Source organism: Streptomyces sedi (assembly GCF_006335015.1).
Lineage (GTDB): Bacteria > Actinomycetota > Actinomycetes > Streptomycetales > Streptomycetaceae > Streptomyces > Streptomyces sedi.
Window position 1 is genome coordinate 142,343 of the sequence record NZ_VDGT01000012.1, and the last position, 23,347, is coordinate 165,689.

18 protein-coding genes are annotated in these 23,347 nt (G+C 74.0%); 11 read left to right on the forward strand and 7 right to left on the reverse strand.

The features are described from left to right. Positions 1–29 precede the first annotated feature (29 nt). The 5 genes from FH715_RS17210 to FH715_RS17230 all read left to right on the forward strand — a co-directional run bounded on the left by FH715_RS17210 (position 30) and on the right by FH715_RS17230 (position 5,069). Positions 30–860, forward strand: a complete 831-nt coding sequence (locus FH715_RS17210) for an SGNH/GDSL hydrolase family protein (protein WP_139646225.1) — start codon at positions 30–32, stop codon at positions 858–860. Positions 861–941: 81 nt separating this feature from the next. Further along, positions 942–2,180: an acyltransferase family protein gene (locus tag FH715_RS17215; protein ID WP_139646227.1), complete on the forward strand. Its 1,239-nt coding sequence runs from the start codon at positions 942–944 to the stop codon at positions 2,178–2,180. A 61-nt stretch (positions 2,181–2,241) separates the two neighbouring features. Continuing rightward, complete coding sequence (locus FH715_RS17220) at positions 2,242–2,808, forward strand: hypothetical protein (RefSeq protein ID WP_139646229.1); 567 nt, start codon at positions 2,242–2,244, stop codon at positions 2,806–2,808. A gap of 81 nt (positions 2,809–2,889) precedes the next feature. Then, the gene (locus tag FH715_RS17225; RefSeq protein WP_139646231.1) at positions 2,890–3,579 is read left to right on the forward strand and encodes a response regulator transcription factor; all 690 of its coding nucleotides are present in this window, start codon (positions 2,890–2,892) and stop codon (positions 3,577–3,579) included. Next, the gene (locus FH715_RS17230; RefSeq protein ID WP_139646233.1) at positions 3,576–5,069 is read left to right on the forward strand and encodes a sensor histidine kinase; all 1,494 of its coding nucleotides are present in this window, start codon (positions 3,576–3,578) and stop codon (positions 5,067–5,069) included. Before FH715_RS17225 ends, FH715_RS17230 begins: the two co-directional genes overlap by 4 nt. 27 nt (positions 5,070–5,096) lie before the next feature. Here FH715_RS17230 and FH715_RS17235 read toward each other — a convergent pair whose 3' ends face one another. Beyond that, on the reverse strand, positions 5,097–5,936 hold the full coding sequence (locus tag FH715_RS17235) for a helix-turn-helix transcriptional regulator (RefSeq protein ID WP_139646235.1): 840 nt from the start codon (positions 5,934–5,936) through the stop codon (positions 5,097–5,099). Between the two features lie 147 nt (positions 5,937–6,083). On the opposite strand from FH715_RS17235, the gene FH715_RS17240 reads away from it, so the two are divergent. Next, on the forward strand, positions 6,084–7,076 hold the full coding sequence (locus FH715_RS17240) for an aldo/keto reductase (protein WP_139646237.1): 993 nt from the start codon (positions 6,084–6,086) through the stop codon (positions 7,074–7,076). A gap of 44 nt (positions 7,077–7,120) precedes the next feature. On the opposite strand, the gene FH715_RS17245 is transcribed toward FH715_RS17240, so the two are convergent. Continuing rightward, positions 7,121–8,155, reverse strand: a complete 1,035-nt coding sequence (locus FH715_RS17245) for a hypothetical protein (RefSeq protein WP_139646239.1) — start codon at positions 8,153–8,155, stop codon at positions 7,121–7,123. Between the two features lie 91 nt (positions 8,156–8,246). Further along, the gene (locus tag FH715_RS17250; protein ID WP_139646241.1) at positions 8,247–9,845 is read right to left on the reverse strand and encodes an RICIN domain-containing protein; all 1,599 of its coding nucleotides are present in this window, start codon (positions 9,843–9,845) and stop codon (positions 8,247–8,249) included. A 291-nt stretch (positions 9,846–10,136) separates the two neighbouring features. Here FH715_RS17250 and FH715_RS17255 point away from each other — a divergent pair, with 291 nt between their 5' ends. Together FH715_RS17255 and FH715_RS17260 are read left to right on the forward strand one after the other, a co-directional pair. Then, the gene (locus tag FH715_RS17255; RefSeq protein ID WP_139646242.1) at positions 10,137–11,423 is read left to right on the forward strand and encodes a VWA domain-containing protein; all 1,287 of its coding nucleotides are present in this window, start codon (positions 10,137–10,139) and stop codon (positions 11,421–11,423) included. Then, positions 11,420–12,262, forward strand: coding sequence for a hypothetical protein (locus tag FH715_RS17260; protein ID WP_139646245.1), 843 nt, complete (start codon positions 11,420–11,422; stop codon positions 12,260–12,262). The genes FH715_RS17255 and FH715_RS17260 overlap by 4 nt, the downstream gene beginning before the upstream one ends. A 215-nt stretch (positions 12,263–12,477) precedes the next feature. On the opposite strand, the gene FH715_RS17265 is transcribed toward FH715_RS17260, so the two are convergent. After that, positions 12,478–13,308 (reverse strand): helix-turn-helix transcriptional regulator, encoded by an 831-nt coding sequence (locus tag FH715_RS17265; RefSeq protein WP_139646247.1) that lies wholly within the window; start codon positions 13,306–13,308, stop codon positions 12,478–12,480. A gap of 634 nt (positions 13,309–13,942) precedes the next feature. Here FH715_RS17265 and FH715_RS17275 point away from each other — a divergent pair. After that, on the forward strand, positions 13,943–14,719 hold the full coding sequence (locus FH715_RS17275) for an SDR family NAD(P)-dependent oxidoreductase (protein WP_139646252.1): 777 nt from the start codon (positions 13,943–13,945) through the stop codon (positions 14,717–14,719). Positions 14,720–16,229: 1,510 nt separating this feature from the next. Here FH715_RS17275 and FH715_RS17280 read toward each other — a convergent pair. Then, positions 16,230–16,421: a hypothetical protein gene (locus tag FH715_RS17280; RefSeq protein ID WP_139646254.1), complete on the reverse strand. Its 192-nt coding sequence runs from the start codon at positions 16,419–16,421 to the stop codon at positions 16,230–16,232. Between the two features lie 509 nt (positions 16,422–16,930). On the opposite strand from FH715_RS17280, the gene FH715_RS17285 reads away from it, so the two are divergent. Beyond that, positions 16,931–19,033 (forward strand): ATP-binding protein, encoded by a 2,103-nt coding sequence (locus FH715_RS17285; protein WP_139646256.1) that lies wholly within the window; start codon positions 16,931–16,933, stop codon positions 19,031–19,033. Between the two features lie 498 nt (positions 19,034–19,531). On the opposite strand, the gene FH715_RS17290 is transcribed toward FH715_RS17285, so the two are convergent. After that, a complete protein-coding gene (locus FH715_RS17290; protein ID WP_139646258.1) occupies positions 19,532–20,842 on the reverse strand; it encodes an AfsR/SARP family transcriptional regulator in 1,311 nt (436 codons plus the stop codon). Positions 20,843–20,950: 108 nt separating this feature from the next. Beyond that, positions 20,951–22,561, reverse strand: a complete 1,611-nt coding sequence (locus tag FH715_RS17295; RefSeq protein ID WP_139646260.1) for an aspartate aminotransferase family protein — start codon at positions 22,559–22,561, stop codon at positions 20,951–20,953. A 196-nt stretch (positions 22,562–22,757) separates the two neighbouring features. On the opposite strand from FH715_RS17295, the gene FH715_RS17300 reads away from it, so the two are divergent. Continuing rightward, positions 22,758–23,309: a flavin reductase family protein gene (locus FH715_RS17300; RefSeq protein ID WP_139646262.1), complete on the forward strand. Its 552-nt coding sequence runs from the start codon at positions 22,758–22,760 to the stop codon at positions 23,307–23,309. The last annotated feature ends 38 nt before the right edge of the window (positions 23,310–23,347 follow it).

Sequence of the window (23,347 nt, forward strand, 5' to 3'; positions counted from 1 at the left end):
CGCGCCCCCGGCGCTGTTTCGGTGAAGCCATGCACCTTCACCCCGCGCACCGCGCCCGCACCCCACGCCCGCCCCGTTCGCGCCGCCCCCGCGTCGCGCTCGCCCTGACCGCGGCCCTCACCGGGGCGCTGCTCGCCGCCTGCGGCTCCGAGGGGGCGAGCGACGAGGGGAACGGCGGCGCCTCCGCCGCCCCCGGGGACGAGCGCGCCGAACCCCGCCTGCTGTGGCTGGGCGACTCCATCGCCGGCGTCCAGGCCCCCGCACTGGAGGCCGCGGCGCACGCCTCGGGCGTCGCCTTCGACGACCTGTCCTCCACGGGCGGCGGCACCGTCGTCGAGGCCGAGGAGATCGCCGAACTCGCCGACTCCACCTGGGAGTCGCTCCGATCCCGCGTCGACACCCTCGCGCCCGACGTCATCGCCTACCAGATCACCACCTACGACTGGGGCACCCCCGAGCAGCAGCGCGACGCCTACACCCGGCTGGCCGACCTCGCGCGCGAGTCCTCCGCCGAACTGCTGCTCGTCACCGCGCCGCCCGTGGCCCTCGACGACTTCCTCGCGCCGCACGCCGAGGAGATGGCCACCGCCCCCGGGGCCGCCGAGGAGGTGGCCGCCGAAGCCGGGGACGGCGTGCGCTTCCTGGACGCCGCCGACCTCTGGGGAACGGACGAGAACGCCGACGCGGCGCTGCGCTCCGCCGACGGCGTCCACTCCTGCCAGCAGGGCTCGGCGGCCTTCGCCACCTGGTTCGTCGCCCATCTCGCCACGCTGCTGGACCTGACCCCCGCCGCCCCCGAGGAGTGGGCCACCGGCTCCTGGACCGCCGACGAACGCTTCTCCCAACTCGGCTGTGAGTGAGCCGCGTTCCGCGCCTCTCCCCGCCGCCCACCCGGGGCGGCGGGGAAGGGCGGCCCCACCCGCACCCCGGAGGACAGCACCATGACCGCGCCGCCCGCGCCCGCCCCACCCGGCCCTCAGGAGCCGGCCGAACGCCCCCCGCCCCGCGCCCGCCCGCACATCGCCGCACTCGACGGGCTGCGCGGCTTCGCCGTCGTCGCCGTCGTGCTCTTCCACGCCGGCCACCTCGGCGGCGGCTTCCTCGGGGTCGACCTCTTCTTCGCGCTCTCCGGCTTCCTCATCACCGGCCTCCTGCTGGGCGAGTCCGCGCGCCACGGCCGGATCGACCTGCCCGCGTTCTGGGGCCGCCGCGCCAGGCGCCTGCTGCCGGCGCTCGCCCTCGTGCTGCTCGCGATCCCGCTGCTGGCCTGGGCGTTCGGCTCCACCGCTCAGCTGCGGTTCGCACTCCAGGACGCGCCCTGGGTCGCCGGGCAGAGCGTCAACTGGCACTACATCGGCCAGCGGCTCGACTACTGGGGTTCCTCCGAGACCCGGCTCTTCGCCCCGCTGTGGAGCATCGCCGTCGAGTGGCAGTTCTATCTGCTGTGGCCCCCGCTCGCGGCCCTCCTCGCCCGCCGCCACGGGGAACGCGCCGTCGCCGCCGTCGCCGCGGCCGGCGCCCTGCTCTCCCTGGCGCTGATGGCCCACCTCGTGCACGCCGTCGACACCACCCGCGCCTACGAGGGCACCGACACCAGGGCGTTCGCGCTGCTGCTCGGCTCCGCCGCCGCCACCGCGCCCGTGCGCGACCTCGTCGGCCGCGTGCCGCCCCTGGCCGCGCGGGCGCTCAGCGCGGCGCTGGCCGGCGGGCTGCTGCTCAGCTGGCCGCTGGTCGACGGCCACGACGCGCCCGGCCTCTACCGGGGCGGGATGTTCCTCCACTCCCTCGCCGCCGCGCTGCTGATCGCGCTCCTCGCCGCCGCCCCCGCCCGGGGCGTCGGCCGGCTCCTCGGCGCCCGCGTCCCCCGACGGCTGGGGGAGTTGTCCTACGGCCTCTACCTGTGGCACTGGCCCGTCTACGCGCTGCTGCCCACGACGCTCGCCGGCCCCGGCGGGTGGGGGCGCACCACCCTGGCGCTCGGACTGTCGCTGACCGCCGCGATACTGTCCAGACGCTGGGTGGAGGACCCCGTCCGATACCGCGCCCGCTGGGCCAGGGGACGGCGCGGCTGGCTGGCGCTCGGCCTCGCCGCGTTGGCCGCCACCGCCCTGTGGCTGGCCGTTCCCCGCCCCGAGGCCGGCGCGGGAACGGTCGACGTGGAACGGTTGACCACCCCGTGAACCACCCGACCGCCCCGCGGCCGGTACTCGCCCGCCCGACAGAGCGACGAGGAGACGTCCCATGCCCGTTGACGCCGCGCCCCGCCGGGGAACGCGCCGGCCGTGGGCCGCGTGCCGCGCCGCCGGCGCTCTGGCCCTCGCCGCGCTCGCCGGCTGCGGGGTGTCCGAGACCGGGCCGACCGAGGCGGGGCCGCCCGCCAGAGGAGGGCCCGGCGTCGAGGGTCCCGAGGTGACCCGGCTCTACTTCGCCCACCGGCAGGGCGTCTGGCCCGCCACCCGCCCGCACGGCGGCGACACCGACCCGCAGACGGCCCTGGACGCGCTGCTCGAAGGACCGGACGCGGCCGAGCGCGCCAGGGGCCTGACCACCCGGGTGCCCGCCGACGGCCAACGGGCCACCGCCGAACCAGGCGACGGCGCCGTCGAACTCCATCTGCCGTGGCCGATCGCGGAGTTGGACAGCGTCGCCGTCAGCCAACTCGTCTGCACCGTGGCCGCAGCGCCGGGGGGCCGCGCCCACGGCGTGGTGGTCCGCGTCCACGAGCGGGACGGCCCCACCCCCTGGGAGGTCGTCTGCGCCGACGACGGCACCGTCACCCCCCGCGCCGCCGACGGCGCGCTCCCCTGAACACCCGCCCACCACCACGGGCGAGACCGGAACACCCGCCGGAACACCCGCCGGAACCCCGCCGAAAGGGAGGCGTTCGCCATGACCCGCGTCCTGCTGATCGAGGACGACCCGGCCGTGCGGCGCGGCATGTCGCTCGGCCTGCGACGCCGCGGCCACCTCGTCGAGGCCGTCGCCACCGGGGAGGACGGCGTCGAGGCCCTGCACGCCGCGCCGCCCGAACTGGTGCTGCTCGACCTGATGCTCCCCGGCATCAGCGGCCTGGAGGTCTGCCACCGGGTCCGGGAGACCAGCCAGGTGCCGATCGTGATCCTCTCCGCGCGCGGCGACGACATCGACGTGGTCGTCGGCCTGGAGGCCGGCGCCGACGACTACGTCGTCAAACCCGCAGCCGTCGCCGTCATCGAGGCCCGGATGCGCGCGGTGCTGCGCCGCGTCGCCCCCACCCAGCCCGCGCCCGGGGGACCGACCCGCACCGTCCACGGCGACCTAGAGATCGACCGCGCCGCGCTGCGCGTCACCAAGAACGGGCGCGTCCTGACGCTCGCCCCCTCCGAACTCAAGCTGCTGCTCTTCCTCTCCGCCTCACCCGACACCACCTTCAGCCGGCGGCAACTCCTGGAAGAGGTCTGGGAACACAGCTACTACGGCGACGTCCGCCTCGTCGACGCCTGCGTGATGCGGCTGCGCGCCGGGACCGAGGACGACCCGCGCACCCCCCGCTACGTGCAGACCGTGCGCGGCTTCGGCTACCGGTTCGGCCCGCTGTGAGCCGCGCGGCCCCCCGTGCCGCGTGGCGCCGCGCGCTGCCCCGCGGCCTCGGCGCGCGGATCGTCGCCGCCTTTCTGCTGGTCGCCGTCCTCAGCGCGCTGACCACGGCCGCCGTCACCTACCGCCAGGCGCGCGCCGCCATCCTCGACCGCGCCCAGGACAGCGCCGTGACCGACCTGCGCGCACGCGTCGAGGCCCTCGCGCCCGACCTCCCGGCCGCTCCCGACGAGGCCGACCTGCGGGCCCTGGCAGCCCAACTCGACCAGGGCGCCGGCGCCCCGCGGTGGCGCAGCGCCGTCACCCACCACGACGGCGCCCCCGTCACCGGCGACGGCGCGCCACCCGTCCTCCCCGAGGAGCTGCGCGAACGGGCACCCACCGCGACCACCGCGCTGACCCAGCGCTTCCGACACGGTGAGGAGATGTGGCTCGCCCTCGCGCTGCCCGTCGCCTCCCCCTCCGCCGACGGGGAACGGCCGACGGGCGTCGTCGTCCACGCCTCGTTCTCCCTGGCCGATCAGGAGGCCGACATCGCCACCCTGGTCCCCGCCGCCCGCGCCGGCGCCGTGCCCGCCGTGCTGCTCGCCGCGGTCGCCGCGCTGTTCGCCGCCCGCCGGGTGCTCCGCCCGGTCCGCCGGCTGCGCACCGCCGCCGAACGGATGGCCGGCGGCGACCTCGACACCCGCATCGAGGCCACGGGCGACGACGAACTCGCCGACCTCGGCCGCACGTTCGACACCATGGCCGGCGCGCTCCGGTCCGAGACCCGCACCCTGCGCGCCATGGAGGCCAAGGCCAGCCGGTTCGCCGCCGACGTCTCCCACGAACTGCGCACCCCGCTGGCCGCCATGACCGCCGTCACCGAGGTACTCGACGAGGACGCCACCTCCGACGCGCTCGACCCCGAGACCGCCGAGGCCGTCTCCCTCGTCGCCGACGAGACCCGCAAGCTGGCCCGGATGGTCGAGGACCTGATGGAGATCTCCCGCTTCGACGCCGGCGCCGCCCAGCTGGACCTCGACACGTGCGACATCGGCGGACTCGTCGTCAGAACCCTCGCCGCCCGCCACTGGCACCACCTCGTCCGCGTCGACGTGGACGACGCCACCACGGCCCGGCTGGACGCCCGGCGCTTCGACGTCGTGCTCGCCAACCTCGTCGGCAACGCCCTGCGCCACGGCGGCCCCCACCCGGCCGTCGAGGTGCGGGCCCGCACCGACGCCGACCGGCTGACCGTCACCGTCACCGACGACGGCCCCGGCATCGCCCCCGAGACGCTGCCGCACGTCTTCGACCGGTTCGCCAAGGGAGACGCCGCCAGACCCCGCAGCGAAGGCAGCGGCCTCGGCCTCTCCATCGCCGTCGAGAACGCCCACCTCCACGGCGGCACCCTCACCGCCGCCAACCGCCCCGGCGGCGGAGCGGCGTTCACCCTCACCCTGCCCCGGACACCCGCCCCGGGCGCTCCACCGGAACGGCCACCGCGCTGACCCCCGACGCCCCGGCCGAGGCACAGATCACGGGGCCGACGAGGGGAACTCCTCGACGCCCACCACCCGCAGCAGCTCAAGACGCTCCCGCGCCTCGTCGTCCGCCGGCGTCAACACCAGCAGCGTCTGCCGCAGGTCGGGCGTGACCAGCGTCTCGCAGTCCATCACCACCCGCCCCACCTCCGGATGGTCGACCGTCTTGCGGTCGGCCCGCCGCACCGCGACCTCGTGCTCGGCCCAACGCCGCCGGAACTCCCCGCTCACCTCGCGCAGCCGCGCCACCAGCCGCCCCACCTCCGGATCACCCGCCCGCCGCCCCGCCGCCGCCCGCAGATCCGCCACCAGGTCCCTGGTGTGCCGCTCCCGCTCGGCCGGCGGGAGACCGTCCCCCGGCCCCTCCGTGAACCACCGGTACGCCAGATACCGCCGCTCGCCCTCGAACCCCGTCAGCTCACCCGTCAACAGCACCGACATCCGGTTCTGCGCCAGCACCTCGCCCAGGTCGGAGAGGACCATCGCCGGGGTGTCCAGCAGATCCAGCATCCGCACCAGCCCCGCCCGCGCCAGCCGCGCCACCCCCTCGGCCGTCGGCGGCCGATGCCCCGCCAGATGGAACAGATGCGCCCGCTCGTCGTCCGACAGCCGCAACGCCCTGGCCAACGCCCCCAGCAGCTGCGTCGACGGCTGGCTGCTGCGGCCCTGCTCCAGGCGCACCACGTAGTCCACCGACATCCCCGCCAGCATCGCGACCTCCTCGCGTCGCAGGCCACGGGTCCGCCGTCTGGGCCCCTCGGCCACCCCGACGTCGGCCGGGCGGATCGCCTCCCGACGCCGGCGCAGGAAGTCGGCCAGCTGCTCACGTTCCATGCCCCCATCCTCTCGCGCCCCGCGCGCGCCCAGCCAGGGAGCGCCGCTCCCACGATCGACGCTCCGCTCCCGCCCGCCCCGCGCCCCGGGCAGGGTGGCGAGCGGAACGGCGGGCGAGCCCCGCACCACCATCGAGAGGGAACCACCATGCGGACCCGAACCCTGGGCAGTGGCCCGACCGTCGCGACGCTCGGCCTGGGCGCCATGGCCATGTCCGGCGCCTACGGACCGAGCGACCGCGCGGAGAGCGTCGCCACCGTCCACGCCGCGCTGGACGCAGGCGTCACCCTGGTCGACACCGGCGACTTCTACGGCACCGGACACAACGAGCTGCTGCTGGCCGAGGCGCTGCGCGGCCGGAAGCGCGAGGACTACGTGCTGAGCGTCAAGTTCGGCGTGCTGATGGCGCCCGACGGGCGGTTCGCCGGCCAGGACGGCCGCCCGGAGGCGGTCCGCAACGCGCTCGCCCACACCCTGACGCGGCTGGGCACCGACCACGTGGACATCTACCGCCCCGCCAGGGTCGACCCGAACGTGCCGTTCGAGGAGACCGTCGGCGCCGTCAAGGAACTGATCGACGCCGGCCACGTCCGCCACCTCGGCCTCTCCGAGGTGGACGCCGCCACCGTCCGCCGCGCCCACGCCGTGCACCCGGTCGCCGACCTCCAGATCGAGTACTCGCTGATCTCCCGCGCGGTCGAGCCCGAAGTGCTGCCGACGCTGCGGGAGTTGGGCATCGGCATGACCGCCTACGGGGTCCTGGGCCGGGGCCTGATCTCCGGCCACTGGGCCGCCGGCCACAGCGCCGGACCCGGCGACTCCCGCGTCCATGTGCCCCGGTTCGCCGAGGGGAACGTCGAGCACAACCTCGCGCTCGTCGAGGCGCTGCGCGCCGTCGCCGCGGCGAAGGGCCGCACCGTCGCCCAACTCGCCATCGCCTGGGTCGCCTCCCGGGGCGAGAACATCGTCCCCCTGGTCGGCGCCCGCAGCCGCGAACGGCTGAACGAGGCCCTCCCGGCGGCCGAGTTGACGCTCACCCCCGAGGACCTCGCCGCCATCGAACAGGCCGTCCCGCGCGGCACCGCCCGCGGCGACCGCTACCCGTCCGCGTTCATGGCCGGACTCGGCGTCGGCAACTGACCGCGGCGCCGGGGGACCGTGCGGACGGCAGCCGCCCCGGTCGGCTACTGCATCAGCTCGATGTGCGGGTGCTCCGGCGCGACCGGGCAGACATAGAGCTGCTGCTTGTAGCCGCTGCCGATCCGCACCGCCGTCGGCTGCCGGGGATCGAGGCCCGCTCTCCGAGGGGCGGAAGCGGCGGCCTGGTCCTCGAACGGGATCCAGCCGTGCTGGTCGCCGTCCCACTCGAACGTGGCGATGGTCAGCAGCGGGTCCATGTCCGCACCGCAGGCGGCGCAGAGCCGGGGGACCGGATCGGTGTACCCCCACGAGGGCCAGCCGCCGGCCTTCCAGCCGGGGGCGACGGACAGCTGACGGTGGTAGAACGACTCCGGAAGGGAGCCGTAGGCGCCGTCCACCCCGGCGGCGTCCGCTTCGGCGCCGCCCGCCCGCCACGCGCCCGGGTCAGCGAGCGACTCCCGAAGCTCCCGGTCCAACTCCAGCGGGCCGGGGTACTCGACCACCCGCTCCGGCGCGAGCACGCACGGCTCCGGCACGAGGAAGTCGAACTCCACCAGCGTCGGCTCCGGCGGCGCGACCAGGACGTCGGTGACGGCGGCCGAGGACCGCCAGAACAGCGCGGTCGCCGGCAGGTACGTGTCCGGGTGCTCGAAGGGGCACCACAGCACCTGGAGCAGATCGGCCTCGGCCCGCCCGTGCGGACGCGGGAAGGGGACGTCCCGCAGGAACAACTGCGCGACGGGCAGCAGGGGGACCGGTCCCTCCGGCCACCCGATGTCCCCGTCGTCCTCCTCGGGCGCCGCCGGCTCCCGCACCTCTCCACCCGCGGCGACCCTCCGGGCGCGCCGCTCCGGCCGTACGTGCCGCAACACCTCGTTCGCCTCCGGGTGCGGTATGGCGCAGTGTGGCCACGGCTCGTCGGCCGGCCACAGCAGCGGCCCGCCGACCGAGCTGTCGCGCGCCGACGGGGCCCCGGGACGGGGATGCAGCCGGGTCGCCTCGCGGGCCAGCGGGGCCAGTCGGGGAAAGAGCGCCGCTACGTCGACCGGCCGCGGCGGGGTGGTGCGCACGAGTCTCATGCCCAGGATGCTCTCAGCCCCCACTGACAACGCCGGGCCGGACCGCGCGGCGCCGGGGCGGGCGGTGGCCCCGGCGCCGCGCGGGGCCGCCTCAGCAGGTGCTGCGGCTGGTGTTGTTGAGGGTCAGGTTCTGGTAGCTGATGTTCTGCCCGCACGGACTCTCGCGCAGCGCCGTGTCGTTGAGCGTCAGGTTCCGCAGGGTGATGTCGCGGTTGTTGGGGAACTCGGAGCGGGCCGCGAGGCGGACCTCGCCGCCGCCGGTGACCGTGCCGCCCTGGGCGGCGATGTCGACGTTGTAGCAGTTCTCGATGAGGATCGCGTTGTTGCCCGTGCCGGTCAGCGTGATCCGGTCGATGACGGCGCCGCCGCTCTCCGAGACGCAGAAGACGCCGCGCCCGCCGCCGCGCGCGATCACCTCGCCGACGCGGATGTTGGTGGGATAGCCGTCGGCGATCCGGCCGTTGCGGTTGGCCATCCGGAACGCGGCGTAGCCGGTGCCGCTGCCAGCGTTCTCGGCGTCCACGCGGGCGACGGAGGCGTTGATCGTGTCGTTGAGCAGCACCCCGGACTCCCCGACGTTCCGCGCGGTGACCGTGCCGACGCTCAGCCCGTCGACCCCGTAGGTCTCCAGCGCGTGGCTGCCGGATCCGGAGACATAGAGGTTGTTGACGCGCACGTTGGTCGAACGTTCCGCGCGGTTGCCGTGGTTGTCGACGCGTACGCCGAGGCCGCCGGTCAGCCGCATGTCGATCTCGCCGAGGACCACGTCGCTCGCGTTGCGCAGGAAGATCCCGTAGAGCGGGGCCCCGGTGAGGGTGAGGTGGCCGACCTCGATGTCGGTGGTGCCACGGGAGTAGATCGGCGCGTGGTCGGTCGCCGTCGTGCCCGTGACGTTGATGGTGCCGCACACGTCGATCGCGGTGTGACTCGGCAGCGAGACACGGGTGTTGGCCGGGAAGGTGCCCGAGCCGCGCACCACCACGCGTTCCCGCGTCGAACGGTTCGGCGTGAGCGCGTTGACCGCCGCCTGCGCGGCGTCCCGCATACTGCCGCCGGTGTAGACGGTGCCGCCGCCCCGGCGGGCGGTCCAGGTGCCGCCGCTCTGCGTGACCTCCGCGTGGTAGGTCCCGGTGCCGCAGTTCGCGGCCACCGGGACCAGCGACCACTGCTGGTTGGCGCCGCCGAGGTCGCCGAACTGCGAGAGCCGCCCGCCGTCGGCGGCCGACCACTCCCAGACCTCCAGCGCCTTGCCGCTGTTGCGGTTGAGCAGCCGCACATAGCCGTCACCGGAGTCGGCCACGGAGAAGCGCTGGTGGGCGCCGTTGGTGTCGGCCCACTGCTGGACGTTCGCGCCGTCCGCGGTGGAGGCGCCGGCGATCTCGATCACCTTGCCACTGTGCCGGGAGCGCAGCCGGTAGCTGCCGTCGCCCGAGTCGACGAACTGCCACTGCTGCCACGCCCCGTCGTTGCGGGACCACTGCACCAACGGTGCCCCGTCGTCGGTGGCCAGGTCGTAGACGTCCAGTGCCTTGCCGCTGTGCCGGTTGACCAGCACGTACCAGGAGTTGGTGTCGATCGAGGCGGCCCTGGCCCCGGACGCCGGCAGCGCGACCAGGGAGATCGCGGCCAACACCACGACCAGTGCGGCGGCGCCGAGGCTCCGCGGGCTGAACGGTCTTCGGAGGTGCATGACGGCTCCTTCGTCATGGGAGGGGACAGCGCGGAGCGCCCTCGCGCCGAACGGGAACGAGGAGGAACAGTCGAAGCGGTGAGGAACAAGGGGCTGCTCCTGCGACCCGCGGACGGCACACGGCCCCGGGGGAGCGCTCCCACGCGAGGGCAACGTAGCAGCAGATCATGGTCACGACAATGCGACCGGCGGCGCCCTGCCGCGCGGCGACCGGCGGCGTCAACTCAACCCGTGAGGCGGCGAACTGATGGTCAGTTCGTCAACGGAGGCCCCGATCAATAGCATCGGTGGATGATCTTGAGAAGATGTGTGACGGCGGCCCTCGGTGGGCTGCTCGTCGTTTCCGTCACGGGCGGCCTCGCGCCGCACGCCGTGGCCGAGTCGCGCGGGGAGCCCGAGCCACCCCGGGTGAACCTGGTGCTGGACGTGAGCGGTTCGATGAACGAACGCGACATGGGCGGCGGCGAGTCCCGCATAGCCGCGGCGCAGCGCGCCTTCAACGAGGTGATCGACGCCGTTCCCGAGGAGACCCACCTGGGCATCCGCACGCTGGGCGCCACCTACCCGGGCGAGGACCTGGAGGTCGGCTGCCGGGACAGCGAGCAGCTCTACCCGGTGGAGTCCATCGACCGGACCGAGGCCAAGACGGCCGTCGCCACGTTGCGTCCCACCGGGTGGACCCCGATCGGCTACGCGCTGCGCGGCGCCAACGAGGACCTGGGCGAGGGCGGCGGCAGCCGCCGGGTGGTGCTGATCACCGACGGCGAGGACTCCTGCGGCGACCCCGACCCCTGCCTGGTGGCCCACGAACTCGCCGCCAGCGGCACCGACCTGGTGGTGGACACCCTCGGGCTGACGCGGGACGACGCGGTGCGCGAGCAGCTCAGCTGCATCGCCGAGGCCACCGGCGGCACCTACACCGCCGTGCAGGACGCGGACCAACTCGCCGAGAAGGTCGAACAGTTGGTGCGCCGCGCCGATCTGCCGGTGGAGAACCCCACGGCCGTCGACGGCGCGGAGGAGTGCCGGGACGCGCCCTGGCTGGGCGTCGGCGTCTACGAGGACCGCGAGGAGTTCGGCGAACACCGCGCCTACCGGGTGCCGGTGCGGGCCGGGCAGGAGCTGCGGGTGGCGGCCAGCGTGGCCGCGGACCGCCAGGTCAACCGGGACTACGGCGTGCTGCTGCGCGCACTCGACGAGGACGGACGCGAGCTGACGCGCGGGACGGGCGCCGGCACCGGACGCACCGACGTGCTCTCCACCGGGCTTCGCTGGCCGGTCCAGGAGCCCGGCGACGACGCGGACGACTCCGGGGACGCGGGCGAGGACCGGCGCACGGTCTGCCTGGTGCTCAGCCACTCGTTCTCCGCGCCCGACTCCGTGGTGCGCACGCCGGGGCTGCCGGTCGAACTGGCCGTGGACGTGGTCTCGGCGGCCGACGAGTCACCGGACGCGGCGGCGTTCGGCCTGGCCAGGGGATGGGCGCCGGTGCTCTTCCTGGCCGGCGTCGGTCTGCTGGCGGGACTTCTGGGCGGCGTGCTGAGGCGCGCGGTCACGGCGTTGAGGGGAACGGCATGAGGAACTTCGCAGACCGCACCACCGCCCGCGCGGCCCGCTGGGCCGCGGTGGCGCTGCTGACGGCGGCGGTCGCGCTGACCGGAGCGGGCGCGGCGCACGCCGACGACTCGGGGGAGACGGAGGCCACCGAGGCCGGCACCGCGTTCCGCACGGCCACCGTGATCGACCAGGGGAAGCCGGCCACCGCCTCCGCCTCGACCGGCGACTACCTGTACTGGGTCTTCCCCGCGGGCGCCGGGCAGCGGGTGACCGCCGAGGCGACGGTGACACTGCCCGGGTCCGACACCCGCACGGGCCCGGTCACCTGGCGGCTCGACGTCTACGACGGGCTGCGGCGCCACCAGTCGTGCGCCTCCGGCCGGCCGAACGCCACCGCGGAGGAGACGGACGCCGAACTCACCCTGAAGTGCGCCCCGCGCGCGGTCCGCTCGTGGGCCGACCCCTGGTCGGACACCCCGTTGCCCGGCGCGTACTACCTGCGGCTGTCGGTCGCCGAACTGCCCGAACGCGACCTGGGCCTGCCGGTCTCCGTCTCGGTCGAGGTGACAGCGGAGGACGCGAACGGCTCCGTCGCGGTCGGCGGCGACCTGGCCGACCCGCTGCTCCCGGTGGGCGCCGCCGGCACGGTGAGCGCCGAGGCGGACGACATCGTCCGCGAGGAGGAGCGGGACGGGGGCTGGGGCGACGCCGCCTACCTGGCCGTCCTGCCCGAGCCGGAGGACGGCTGGAACGGCGGCTGGTGGAACGACCGTTGGCTGTGGACCGCCGGCGGCGGGCTGCTCGGCGCGCTGGCCGCGCTCGGCGGCTACCGCCTGACCCGCCCGGGGCGCGGCGCCTGAATCGTCCGACCGTCGCCACGCGTGGGGCACTCGGCCTTCGGGCCGGGTGCCCCACACGCGCGGTGTCGGCGCGGTGTGGCAGCGCTGGGGAGCGAGAAGGCTTCCGCACATCAGGGACTCTGCGAATCCCGGTACATCTGACCGTGCCTGTCGTCATTCGTTCGTTTGCCGACAGGCGGGGCGGTTTCGGGTGAGCATGTGGTGCCGTGCGGGTCTCAGCCGCTGAGTGTCTGAGACCCCAGGACGGAGAGCAGGGCGAGGCGTTGGGCGTCTTCGGTGGCGGGTTCGGCCGTGTAGGCCATGATGCGCAGGTGGTTGCCCGCGACGTGGAGGATGTCGCAGTCCAGGGTGAGGGTGCCGACGCTGGGATGGTCGATGGTTTTGCGGCTCGACTGGTGCTCGGCGGTGGTGCCGGTGTCCCAGAGGTCGGCGAAGCGGGCGCTTCGCCGTCGGAGCTGGGCGATCAGGTCGGTGAGCGCGGCGTCGTCCGGGTAGAGGGCGCCGGTGCGGCGGAGGTCGGCGGCGAGGGCCTGTTGGAGGGCACCGTTGGATTCAGGGGTGTGGCGTACGCGGGTGGTGGAGGTGACGAAGGCTCGCCAGGCCGCGTTGAGGTCGGGGCCGGTCCACTCTCCTATGAGGGCGGTGTGGAGGGGGTTGGAGAGGAGCTGGGTCCAGGTGGCGTCGTAGACAGCGACGGGGGTGTCTCGCAGGCGGTCGAGGATGCGGTGGACGCCGGGGGTGATGTGGCGGGGGACCATGCCGGGGCCGGGGACGGCGAGTCCGGCGAGGCGGAAGAGGTGTTCACGTTCGCCGCTCCCCAGGCGCAGAGCGCGGGCGAGGGCTTCGATGACCTGGGACGAGGGGTTGGTGGCGCGCCCCTGTTCGAGGCGGACGATGTAGTCGGCGGAGATCCCGGCAAGGTGGGAGAGTTCTTCGCGCCGCAGCCCCGGGGCGCGTCTGCGGCCACCCGTGGGAAGGCCGGCCTGCTCGGGGGTGACGCGGTCGCGCCAGGCGCGCAGGGCTTCGCCGAGTTCAGTTGACGACATGCCGTCATTGTGGCGAAGGTTGTCATTACCTTTCCTGGTACTGATAGTCCCAGGACGATGGGTCTACTGCCTAATGATCTGAATGGTGCGCATGCTGACTGCATGAGCCAAACACGAACACCCCAGGGCACTCCCTTCGTCGGGTTCATCGGGCTGGGCGATCAGGCCTGCCGAGGGCCCGGGCGGTCGCCGGGGCCGAGTTTCTTCCGCATGTGTGGGCCCGCCGCCCGGCCTCCCTCGAAGCGCTGACCGGTGTGCCGGAGGAGGGAACTGTTCGACCGGGCCGTACGAGACGCGGGCACCGACCCGGGCGACCTCACCGAGCGGGGCCTGTCCAGGGCCCGCGGTCTGCCCGCCCTGCTGTCCCGCCCAGGTGCGTTGCCCCGGGACGTTGGTGACACGCGTGTTGGGGCCTTGAACGGGTGAGGGCCTTCTGGGCTCGGTGTGGATTGCGAACATCTACCGCCGACCGCCAGGAGGCCCTCGTGTCCCACCGTAACGCCCCGCTGACTCCGACCGGCAGGCTGCGGCTGGCCCGGACCCGTCGCCGAGCGGTACCGCGGCGAGTTCACCCGGCCGCACCGCGCCTCCACCGACCGGCGGCCTGAGCCAGGCCCCGAAAGGAAACACTCCCATGAGCAAGCTTGCCCTCGTCACCGGCGCGACCTCCGGCATCGGCAAGACGTTCGCCGAGCGCTTCGCCGCCGACGGCTACGACCTGATCGTCGTCGGTCGCCGCCAGGAGCGCCTCGCCGAATATGCCTCCGCCCACCCCGAGGCCAAGGTCCGCACCGTCACCGCCGACCTCTCCACTGAAGAAGGCATCGACACCCTCGCTGCGATCTGCGCCACCGAGCCGCTGGACGTGCTCGTCAACAACGCCGGCGTCTCCCACTACATGCCGCTGGCCGACCTGCCCGCCGACAGGGCCCGCGAACTCGTCAACGTCAAGGTCCTCGCCCCCACCCAGCTCATGCGCGCCGCGGTGGGTCCCATGCAGCAGCGCGGAACGGGCACCATCCTCAACGTCGCAGGCATGATCGCCTTCTCCGGACCGGCGGGACCCGAGGTCGTGCCGCACCGGGCCGTATACGCGGGGACCCTGGCCTACCTGGTCGCCATGACCCAGACCCTGGCCGCCGAAGTCGCGGACTCCGGCGTCACGGTCGGCGTCGTCTGCCCCGGCGTGGTGGCCACCGAGTTCCACTCCTCCCAGGGCCTGGACATGAGCGCCGTACCCCGCATGAGCGCCGACGACCTCGTCACCGGTGCCCTGCGCGGCCTGGAACTCGGCGAGACCGTCAGCGCCCCCGGCGTCGAGGACCCCCAGCTCCTGAAGGACGTGTTCGCCGCCGACCTCGCTGCCTTCAACAGCCAGTCCCCGACCCTCGCCACTCGCTACACCAAGTAGCCGCAGGGCGCAGGCGACCAGGCCGAGAGGCATCGGCAGGGGGTGGGTGGCCAGGGCGCTGCGCGTGGATCGGTGATGGTGCGGACCGCGTCCAGCAGCGAGGGGAGGCGCGCCCTTCGACGTTCACCCGGCCCTCCGCCCAGCATCCGAGCACGCATCACGCCTACCCCGGGGTTCTCGTTTGCTACGGCGATCCATCGATCGCCCCTTTGGACAGCCCGAGCCTGCTGCGGTTTCTGCGGAGGTGGTACGGCGCCCAGAAATCACCCGGTGCGAGACTGAGGGAACCGTCTGGCGTGCCCAGAGAGCTTGTCGAGTGGCATGAAATCTCTGCCCAGTGGGGCGGAGAGATCACTTCACACAACTACGCCATCCCCCTGGCGGAACTCGCGGAAGAAGACGGAAAGATTCCGTTCTGGGTCGAGAAGCAAGGAACCTGGGTTTGGGCATTCGACCCGAAGAGCGAAGACAGCTCCGTGTATGAGCGAGAGCCATCCGACGAACCGACCCCGTGGCGACGCGCTGGCGAGCGGCTCTCGGATTTCTTGATTCACGCCACCATCCTGGAGGCAACCCTCGGGGCTCCTGCGGCGAAAGTGGCGCAAGGAGTCCCGCCAGATTGGCTCTGGTCCGGAGAAGGAAGCCATGAGCTCCCCTTCCCTCCGTGCAACTGGCCGGCCCGCGATTCGCGGATCCTCCTCGGCGAGAGCTGGCTGGCTCTCGTACACCCGAGCGACAATCCCGACGCCGGCCATGACATCACCCTCGCAGCGAGGGCGCCAGGTGCTCTCTCCTGGGCGGAGGACATGCCGGGAGTCAAGTGGCGCACATACTCCCGCGTTCAGGACTTCACAACCGATGAACCACTGCCCTGGTAATGGTGAAACACGAATCGGTGGCCGATCCACCTGAACCGGCCACCGATTAGTTTCGGGCTCAGTCGGTCAGGAAGTCCCCTGGATTTCTCAGTCCTGCGTGGCGAGATCACCCGCAACTGATCCCCCTCGCCGGGGACGCTTCTTCTGCGGGTCCCACAGTTGAGATCCACAATGCGCATGGTGAACGAGCACCGGAGCCTGGCCCGCCAGCACATCGTGCGCGTGGAGGCCTTCGATGGTGAGGTTGTGGACGGTGGTGGTTCGGGTGTGCTGGGGCGCGGCGGTAAGGCGAGGCGTACTGCCGACGGAGCTGGTGAGTTCCGCGCCGAGTGGGAGGTCGGTGGCGCCGGTCCAGGTTTGGGTGGCCTGGTTCCAGAGGTGTGTTCGTCGGTGGCGGTGAGGGCTTTGGTTTCGCCGGTCTCGGGGGCGGTGGCGAGGACCTCGTCGCCGATCCGGACATCCTCGGAGACCCGTCAGCCCCGGCCGTCCGGCCGCGCGACGACCGCCGCAAGGGTGCCCGTCGGCCGGACCCGCCTCTCACGCGTGCCCACCTGGACGACCGGCCCCTTCGGGGGAGCCCGCCGGGGCGCGGGCTCCCCCGAAGGGGCCGGAGTCGCTCAACGGGGGGCCGCTCAGCCGGTGTTGTTCCAGTCCCGGGCGGTCCCCGCGGCGCTGAGCGCCGTGTGCTCCGCCCCCGCCCCGTGGGGGAGCAGGACGGCGCCGCAGATCACGGCGGTCAGAACCAGCGCGGCGACCGCGCATGGTCGCCCGCCCGGCGCGGCCGGGTGACGACGTCCGCGTCGGTGGGCTCGGGTGGCGTGCATGGTGCCTCTCCTCGTCGCTGTGCGTGTTCTCTCGGTCGTCAAGATCGTGTCAGCCGGCGATCTATGCGGAATCTACGGTTCACCCGGCCCCTCGGGGCCGACTACCGGGCGCGGCCCCGACGCCGCTCCCGCGGGACGCCGCACCCCCCGAACGGCGGGCCGCGCCAGCGGTGTTCGCCCGTACACCGAGCGTGGATCCGGCGTAGATCGGGGTGCCGCATCCTGACGTCAGGAAACGTGGTCGGCGGTGTGTCGCCGGTGCGCGGGGCGCCCTCCCCGAGCGCCCGAGACCCCCGTCCGGCCGCGACGACACCGACGCCCCGGAGACGCCGACGAACGCCAGAGCCGGTCCGCCGCAGAAGACCGCGTCCCGCCCCCGGGCGGTCCGCACACAGGAGACACCACCCGTCCCGGCCCGACGGCACAGGGACGACACACACGACACGCCATCGCCGACCGCTCGAACTGACAGACGGGAAGAGGCAGTGGAATTCCGGGTACTGGGACCGTTGGAAGCGTCCGCAGGGGCACGCAAGCTGACGCTGGGAGGACACAAGCAGCGCGCGGTCCTCGGACTGCTGCTGCTGCGGGCGAACAGAGTGGTGGCGACCAGCGAACTGCTGAGCGCGCTGTGGCCCGAGGAGAACCGGCCGACGACGGCCCGCAAGATCGTGCAGAACGCGGTGTGGGGGCTGCGCGCCCTGTTCACCGGGGAGAACGGCGACCACCAGGGCGTCGGCCCCGAACTCGTCACCAGGGCGCCCGGCTATGTGCTGCGCGTCCCGGCCGACCAGGTCGATCTCCACCGGTTCAACCGCAGGGTCTCCGAGGGCAGGGCCGCCCTGGCGTCGGGGCGCCCCGAGGAGGCCGCGCGGCTGCTGAGCGCCGGGCTCGCGGAATGGCACGGCCCCGCGCTGGCCGACCTCGTCGAGGCCGGCACGGACTGGCCCGAGCTGACCGCGCTGAGCCGGCTGCGCCTGGACGTGATGGAGGACCGCTTCGAGGCCGAGCTGCGCAGCGGCCACGACCACGCGGTCCTCGGCGAACTGGTGGCCCTCGCCGAGGAGGAGCCGCTGCGCGAACGGCTCTGCGGCCAGCTGATGCTGGCCCTCTACCGCTGCGGCCGGCAGGCCCAGGCCCTGGACGTCTTCAGCCGGGTGCGGCGCGCGCTGGTCGAGGAGCACGGGCTCGAACCCTCCCGTGAACTCCAGGTGCTGCAGCAGAACATCCTCACCCACGACCCTTCGCTCCGGCCCCCGACCCGCACCGCCCCGGTGGCTCCCGCCGCACCGGCGGCGCCCGCTCCCGCGGCCACCGTGCCGGAGACGGTCCGCGAGCCCGAGCGGGTGCCGCCGCGCACCGAACGCAGGTCGGTCGCCGTCCTGTTGGTCGGCGCGGACCTCCCCGAGGGAGCCGACCCGCGTTCCTCCCGCACCCTCTACCACGCGGCGACGACGGTCGCCGAGTACGCCGAGGAGTTCGGCGGCGTGGTCGCCGGCGCGCTCGGCCGGGTCTCCGTCGCGGTCTTCGGGCTGCGGCCCGACGCGGAGGACGGCCCCGCCGCCCCCGAGGGGGCCTCCGCCGACGCGGTGCGGGCCGCCCTCGCGCTGCGCGGCCCGCTCGGCGTGCCCGGGGCGTCCTGGCGCGCGGTGGTGTCGGCCGGCGAGGCCCTGGTACGCCGCGACCCGCACGACCCGGCGGCGCCCGTGCTGGTGGTGGGCCGCCTCGTCGACCAGGCGCGGCTGCTGCTCGCCGGCGTGCCCAACGGCGAGATCCACCTCAGCGGCGAGGCGGTCGAGGACACCGCGGGTCTGGTGCCGCAGCGCCCCACGGACCGTCCGCACGTGCGGGCCGTCGCCGAACCCCGCGCCACCCCGCCGCCGGCCGCCACCGGGCTGCCCGACCCCGCCGGCGGCTACGAGGCCGAACTGGGCATCCTTCGAAGCCTGTTGACCCGCGCCCGCCACCACGACGCCCCGCACCTGGTGACGGTCCTCGGGGAACGGGGCGCCGGCAAGACCGAACTGCTCGCCGACTTCATCGGCGGCATCCAGGACGACGTGGTGCGCGTCGTGAGGGTCCGCGCCGGCGGCAGCGCCCGCTGGTCGGTCTGCGACGTGCTGCGCGCCTGCTGCGGGCTCGGCCGCGAAGCCGACCTCGCCGACAGCGCCCTCACCGAACTGGTCCACCGGGTCGCCGGCCGGGGCGACACCGCGGAACGGCTGCTGTGGCGGATGCTGCGCGAACGCGAGTGCCCGGACGCGGAGGCCGACGCGCTGGACGCCTGGTGCGACCTGCTGGTGCTGCTGGCCAGGGAACGGCCGCTGGTGCTGAGCCTCGACGACGCCCATGTCGCGGACGACTCCGTGCTGAACCTGGTGGAACGCCTCGCCTCGGTCTCGCGGGACGTCCCGCTCTTCCTCATGGTCGGCGCGCGCCCGGCGGAGCTGCTGAGGCGCCGACCGTTCTGGGGCAGCGGCCTGCGCCACAGCGGGACGCTCACGCTGGAACGGCTACCGGACGTCGACAGCACCCCCGAGGTGGTGCGCGCCACCACCCGGTTGGTGCGCCGCGCCCGGGGCCACCGGGGTGCGGTCTGCCACGACGGGTGACTCCCGCAGCCGTGTGGGTGGCGGGGGTTTGGTCGACTACTCACGTGCGTGGCTTGGGTGGGTTGTCGTCCTCGCCCCGGTGTGTGGTTGCTCGCGCAGTTCCCCGCGCCCCTTCTCGGCCGGTGGGCGGCTTGGGGGCGCGGGGAACTGCGCGAATGCTGGGTGGCGGGGGTTTGGTCGACTATTCACGTGCGTGGCTTGGGTGGGTTGTCGGCGTGAGCCCGGTGTGTGGTTGCTCGCGCAGTTCCTCGCGCCCCTGGTTGTGGTGGGCGTGGTCGGTCAGGTGTGGGTTCAGCTTCGGCAGGTGACGGCCTGCTTGGGGGCGCGGGGAACTGCGCGGTGCATTTGTGGCGGGGGCCGGTCGACTACGGAGCTTCGTGGCTTGGGTGGGTTGTCGGCGTGAGCCCGGTGGGTGGTTGCTCGCGCAGTTCCCCGCGCCCCTTCTCGGCCGGTGGGCGCGGGGAACTGCGCGAATGCTGGGTGGCGGGGGGTGGCCGACTACTCACCTGCGCGGTTTGGGCGGGGCGTCGTCCACCGGATCTCCCCGGGGCCGGTGTCGGCCAGCGCCGCCTCGGCGCGGTCGACGAGGTCGCCGCCGATCCACGGCGCGCGGCCCCCCGCCGCCGTCGGCGGCCAGCGGCGCACGGACGCGGCGCCGGTCGCCACGGCCGCCCGCACCGCGAGGCCGGCCGGACCGCTCCGGAGCAGCCGTTCGCGGACCGCGCGCGCCGCGGCGTCGGCGCGTTCCGCGCAGTCGCCCCGCCCGGGGCCGTCCTGGAAGAGGCCCAGCACCTCAGAACCGATCGCCGTCGCCACGTTGCCCCCGGCGCGCACGATCTCCTCGCGCGCCAGCTCGCACGCCGCGTCCAGCGCCCGGTCCACCTCTCCGGTGGGCAGCGGCTCGGCCCCGGGCCCGAGCGTGAACCGCAACAGCAGCACACCGCTGTCGCGTTCCGCCGCCGGACACCCCGCCGCAGGACCCCCCGCCGCCGGACCCACCCCCACCGCCGGGCCCACCGAAGCCGCCGGAGCGTCCAGCGAGGCGTCGAGCGAGGCGTCCTGCGCGAGAATGTCCCGCTGCAACCGCCGCAGCTCGTGGCCCGGTTCGAGGCCCAGCCCCTCCGACAGTGCGCAGCGGGTGCGGGCGTAGACGTCGAGGGCGTCGGCCCGCCGGCCGCAGCGGTACAGGGCCAGCATCAGCTGGCCGGCCGCCCGTTCCCGCAGTGGTTCCGCCCGGGTGTAGGCGTCCATCTCGCGCAGCACGGAACGGGGTTGGCCGGAGCGCAGCTCCACCTCGAAGCGGTCCTCCATGGCGTCCAGGCGCTTCTGTTCCAACGCGGCCAGCTCCGGCCAGTCCGTGCCCTCCTCCACGAGGTCGGCGACGGCCGGCCCGCGCCACAGCGCCAGCGCCTCGCGCAGCGCGTCCCTGGCCTGACCGGTGTCGCCGGCGAGGAGCGCCGATCTGCCCCGGGTCGCCAGCCGTTCGAAGCGCACCAGGTCGATCCGCTCGGGCGCCACCCGCACCACATAGCCGGGCGCCCGCGTGAGCAGCTGCGGCGTCTGCCCGTCGTCCGGGACGGCCAGCGCGCGGCGCAGCCGCCAGATGGTGTTCTGGAGGATCTTCCGCGCGGTGTCCGGCGCCCGGTCGGTGGCCCAGACCGCGGACAGCAGTCGCCGGGTCGAGACGACCTGGCCGGCGTGGAGAAGCAGATACGCCAACGCCGCGCGCTGCCGGGTGCCGCCCAACGGCACCGGGCCGGCCGCCCCGTCCACCTCAAGTGGCCCCAGAAGTCGGAACTCCATGCTCATCTCCCGTCTCCACGCCGCCCGGGTCTCCCGACGCGGGGCGCGGTGCTCAGCCGCTGGTCGCCGGGGAACGCCGCCCCGGCGTCGTGCGCGCGTCGTGCGCGCGGCGCGTCAGCCGGCGACGGCCGCCCGGCCGACCAGCCGCTCGCCGTCGCCGGCGGCCAGCGCCCGGCACAGGTCGCGCAGCCCGTCGTCCAGCAGCGCCAGTTCGGCGTCGGTCAGTCGCACCGAGGGTTCGAAGCGCAGCGTGTTGAGGGCGCTCGCGGTGGGGAACGTGCGCACCCGGTGCTCCCGCAGCAGATGCCCGGCCAGGAAGTAGCCGAACAGTCCGGTCGCCGCCAGTTCCCGCACCGAGGCGGAGGCGGCGCCCGACTGGTCGTGGAACTCCATGCCGAGCATCAGCCCCTCGCCGCGTATCTCCCGCACCTGCTCGGGGAAGTCCGCGCGCACGCCGTCGAGCACGGCCCGCAGCGCCGCGCCGCGTTCCCGCGCCGTGCGGTAGACGGCGCCGTCGTCCGCCTCCAGCAGCTCCAGCACCTTCAGCGCGATCACGCAGGAGAAGCTGTCCTTGGCGAACGTCGAGCTGTGCACGATCTCGAACTCCGGCCGGTACCGCGCCTGCCGCACCAGCATCGCCGACGTCTTGGCGATGCCGCCGCCGAGCGTCTTGGCCAGCGTGTAGTAGTCGCCGCGCAGCCCCAGCGGGGAGGAGGCGAGCAGGGTGCCGGTGCGCCCCATCCCGCTCTGGATCTCGTCGACGACGATCGGGCAGTCGATCTCCGCGCAGAAGCGCTGGATCTCCCCGGCGAACTCCGGGCTCAGCACGTGGACGCCGCCCTCGCCCTGGATCGGCTCCACCAGGAACGCGCAGAAGACGGGGAACTCCCGTTCCACGACGTCCACCTGACCGCCCGACACGGTGAACGCCAGGACCACGCCGCGCTCCCGCTCGTGGATCTCCCGCAGCGCCTCGGGGCTCTCCCGGGGAACGAACCTGGCCTGCGCCGCCAGGCCCCGGAACGGCGCGCGGTAGCTCTCGTTGTGGGTGAGCTGCACGCTCAGCCCGAGCTTTCCGTGGAAGCCGCCCTCCAACGCGAGGAAGAGCGGGCGCCGGTCGAGCCTGGCGCCGTTCAACGGTTCGATGTGCGCGGCCAGTTCGCGGAACGCGGCGGCGTCGTCAAGGGTGCCCATGATGCCGAACCTGGCGCGGAGCCGCTCGGGCACGACCGCGTCGCCGGCGTCCACGGCCCGCCGCGTCGACTCGACCGCCGCGGCCAGCTCCCCCCTGAGGTCGGCCAGCCGCATCACCCGGTCCATCTCCGCGTGCTTGACCGCGGCCTCCACGGCCTCCGCGCCGGTGTTGGCGAAGATCGCGAAGTACGGCTCGTCGGTGCCGAGTTCGCGGTGCACGATCTGGTTCAGCTCGGCGGCCAGCCGGTTGGCGTAGGGGTGCCGGGAGAACTGGGCGTGCACGGGCGTGCCCGCGTCGAGCAGTTCCCTGGCGCACCGGACGATGTCGGGGTGGTGGTGGCCGAGCAGCACGGAGCCGTAGCCGCCGGCGAAATCGGCGACGGGAATCTCCTCGCCGTCATCGCCGCGCAGATAGAGGGTGTTGCCCTCGGCCCGCACATACTCGACGGCCAGTCCCGCCGCGCCCAGCAACTGCCGCAGATGGGGTTCGGCGAGTTCTGGCGTGCCGCTTTCTGAGTGCGTCGTTTCCATGGCATCAGATTGAGTCATCCGGGTCAGCGGCCGGTCATCGCGGAATCTTTTCCCCGGGTCCTTCCGCCGGGGGAGCGGGCGATTACCGGGGGATGAGAGAACGCCGTTCGCCCGTCGGTACGTTGGCGGGCGCGGGCCCTCGTTTCGCCAGTGGCAGGGCCTGAGCTGCCCCGCGAAAAGGATCGGAGAATCCGGTATGAATTCCGCGCCCGCTGACCTCGACGCCGCTTCCGCCTGCCCGCCCGCCCACGACGAGCTGACCCCTTCGGTGCTCCGCGCCGTGCTGGCCCGCTTCGCGACCGGCGTCACGGTGATCACGGTGGGCGGGGAGAACCCGCACGCCATGACGGCCAACGCGTTCAGCTCCGTCTCCCTCGACCCGCCGTCCGTGCTGTGCGGCGTGGGGCACGGCGCGGTGATGCACGGGGCGCTGACCTCGGCCGGGCGCTTCGCCGTGAACATCCTCGGTGCGGAACAGGAGCAGCTGGCCCGGCACTTCGCCGACAACAAGCGGACCCTGGGCGCCGCCCAGTTCGACGGCGTCCCCTGGACGGCGGGCGCGGCGACGGGCGCGCCGCTGCTGGGCGGCTCGCTGGCCTGGCTGGAGTGCGAGCTGACGACCTCGCACTCCTTCGGCGACCACACCATCTTCGTCGGCACCGTGCTGGGCGCCGGCCGGTTCACGGGCGGCAAGGGCCTGCTCTTCGTCGACGGCCGCTTCGGCACCCCGGAGTCGGCGCCCGGCTGAGCGCGCCCGTCGCGGGCGGTGCGCGGGTCGGCGCCGCC

Bases quoted from the DNA above. Each gene is read 5' to 3' on its own strand.
- FH715_RS17280 (WP_139646254.1), bottom strand. From the start codon at position 16,421: ATGCACGCCACCCGAGCCCACCGACGCGGACGTCGTCACCCGGCCGCG.
- FH715_RS17295 (WP_139646260.1), bottom strand. From the start codon at position 22,561: ATGGAAACGACGCACTCAGAAAGCGGCACGCCAGAACTCGCCGAACCC.
- FH715_RS17255 (WP_139646242.1), top strand. From the start codon at position 10,137: ATGATCTTGAGAAGATGTGTGACGGCGGCCCTCGGTGGGCTGCTCGTC.
- FH715_RS17225 (WP_139646231.1), top strand. From the start codon at position 2,890: ATGACCCGCGTCCTGCTGATCGAGGACGACCCGGCCGTGCGGCGCGGC.
- FH715_RS17250 (WP_139646241.1), bottom strand. From the start codon at position 9,845: ATGCACCTCCGAAGACCGTTCAGCCCGCGGAGCCTCGGCGCCGCCGCA.
- FH715_RS17210 (WP_139646225.1), top strand. From the start codon at position 30: ATGCACCTTCACCCCGCGCACCGCGCCCGCACCCCACGCCCGCCCCGT.
- FH715_RS17265 (WP_139646247.1), bottom strand. From the start codon at position 13,308: ATGTCGTCAACTGAACTCGGCGAAGCCCTGCGCGCCTGGCGCGACCGC.
- FH715_RS17300 (WP_139646262.1), top strand. From the start codon at position 22,758: ATGAATTCCGCGCCCGCTGACCTCGACGCCGCTTCCGCCTGCCCGCCC.
- FH715_RS17220 (WP_139646229.1), top strand. From the start codon at position 2,242: ATGCCCGTTGACGCCGCGCCCCGCCGGGGAACGCGCCGGCCGTGGGCC.
- FH715_RS17245 (WP_139646239.1), bottom strand. From the start codon at position 8,155: ATGAGACTCGTGCGCACCACCCCGCCGCGGCCGGTCGACGTAGCGGCG.
- FH715_RS17215 (WP_139646227.1), top strand. From the start codon at position 942: ATGACCGCGCCGCCCGCGCCCGCCCCACCCGGCCCTCAGGAGCCGGCC.
- FH715_RS17290 (WP_139646258.1), bottom strand. From the start codon at position 20,842: ATGAGCATGGAGTTCCGACTTCTGGGGCCACTTGAGGTGGACGGGGCG.
- FH715_RS17235 (WP_139646235.1), bottom strand. From the start codon at position 5,936: ATGGAACGTGAGCAGCTGGCCGACTTCCTGCGCCGGCGTCGGGAGGCG.
- FH715_RS17240 (WP_139646237.1), top strand. From the start codon at position 6,084: ATGCGGACCCGAACCCTGGGCAGTGGCCCGACCGTCGCGACGCTCGGC.
- FH715_RS17260 (WP_139646245.1), top strand. From the start codon at position 11,420: ATGAGGAACTTCGCAGACCGCACCACCGCCCGCGCGGCCCGCTGGGCC.
- FH715_RS17275 (WP_139646252.1), top strand. From the start codon at position 13,943: ATGAGCAAGCTTGCCCTCGTCACCGGCGCGACCTCCGGCATCGGCAAG.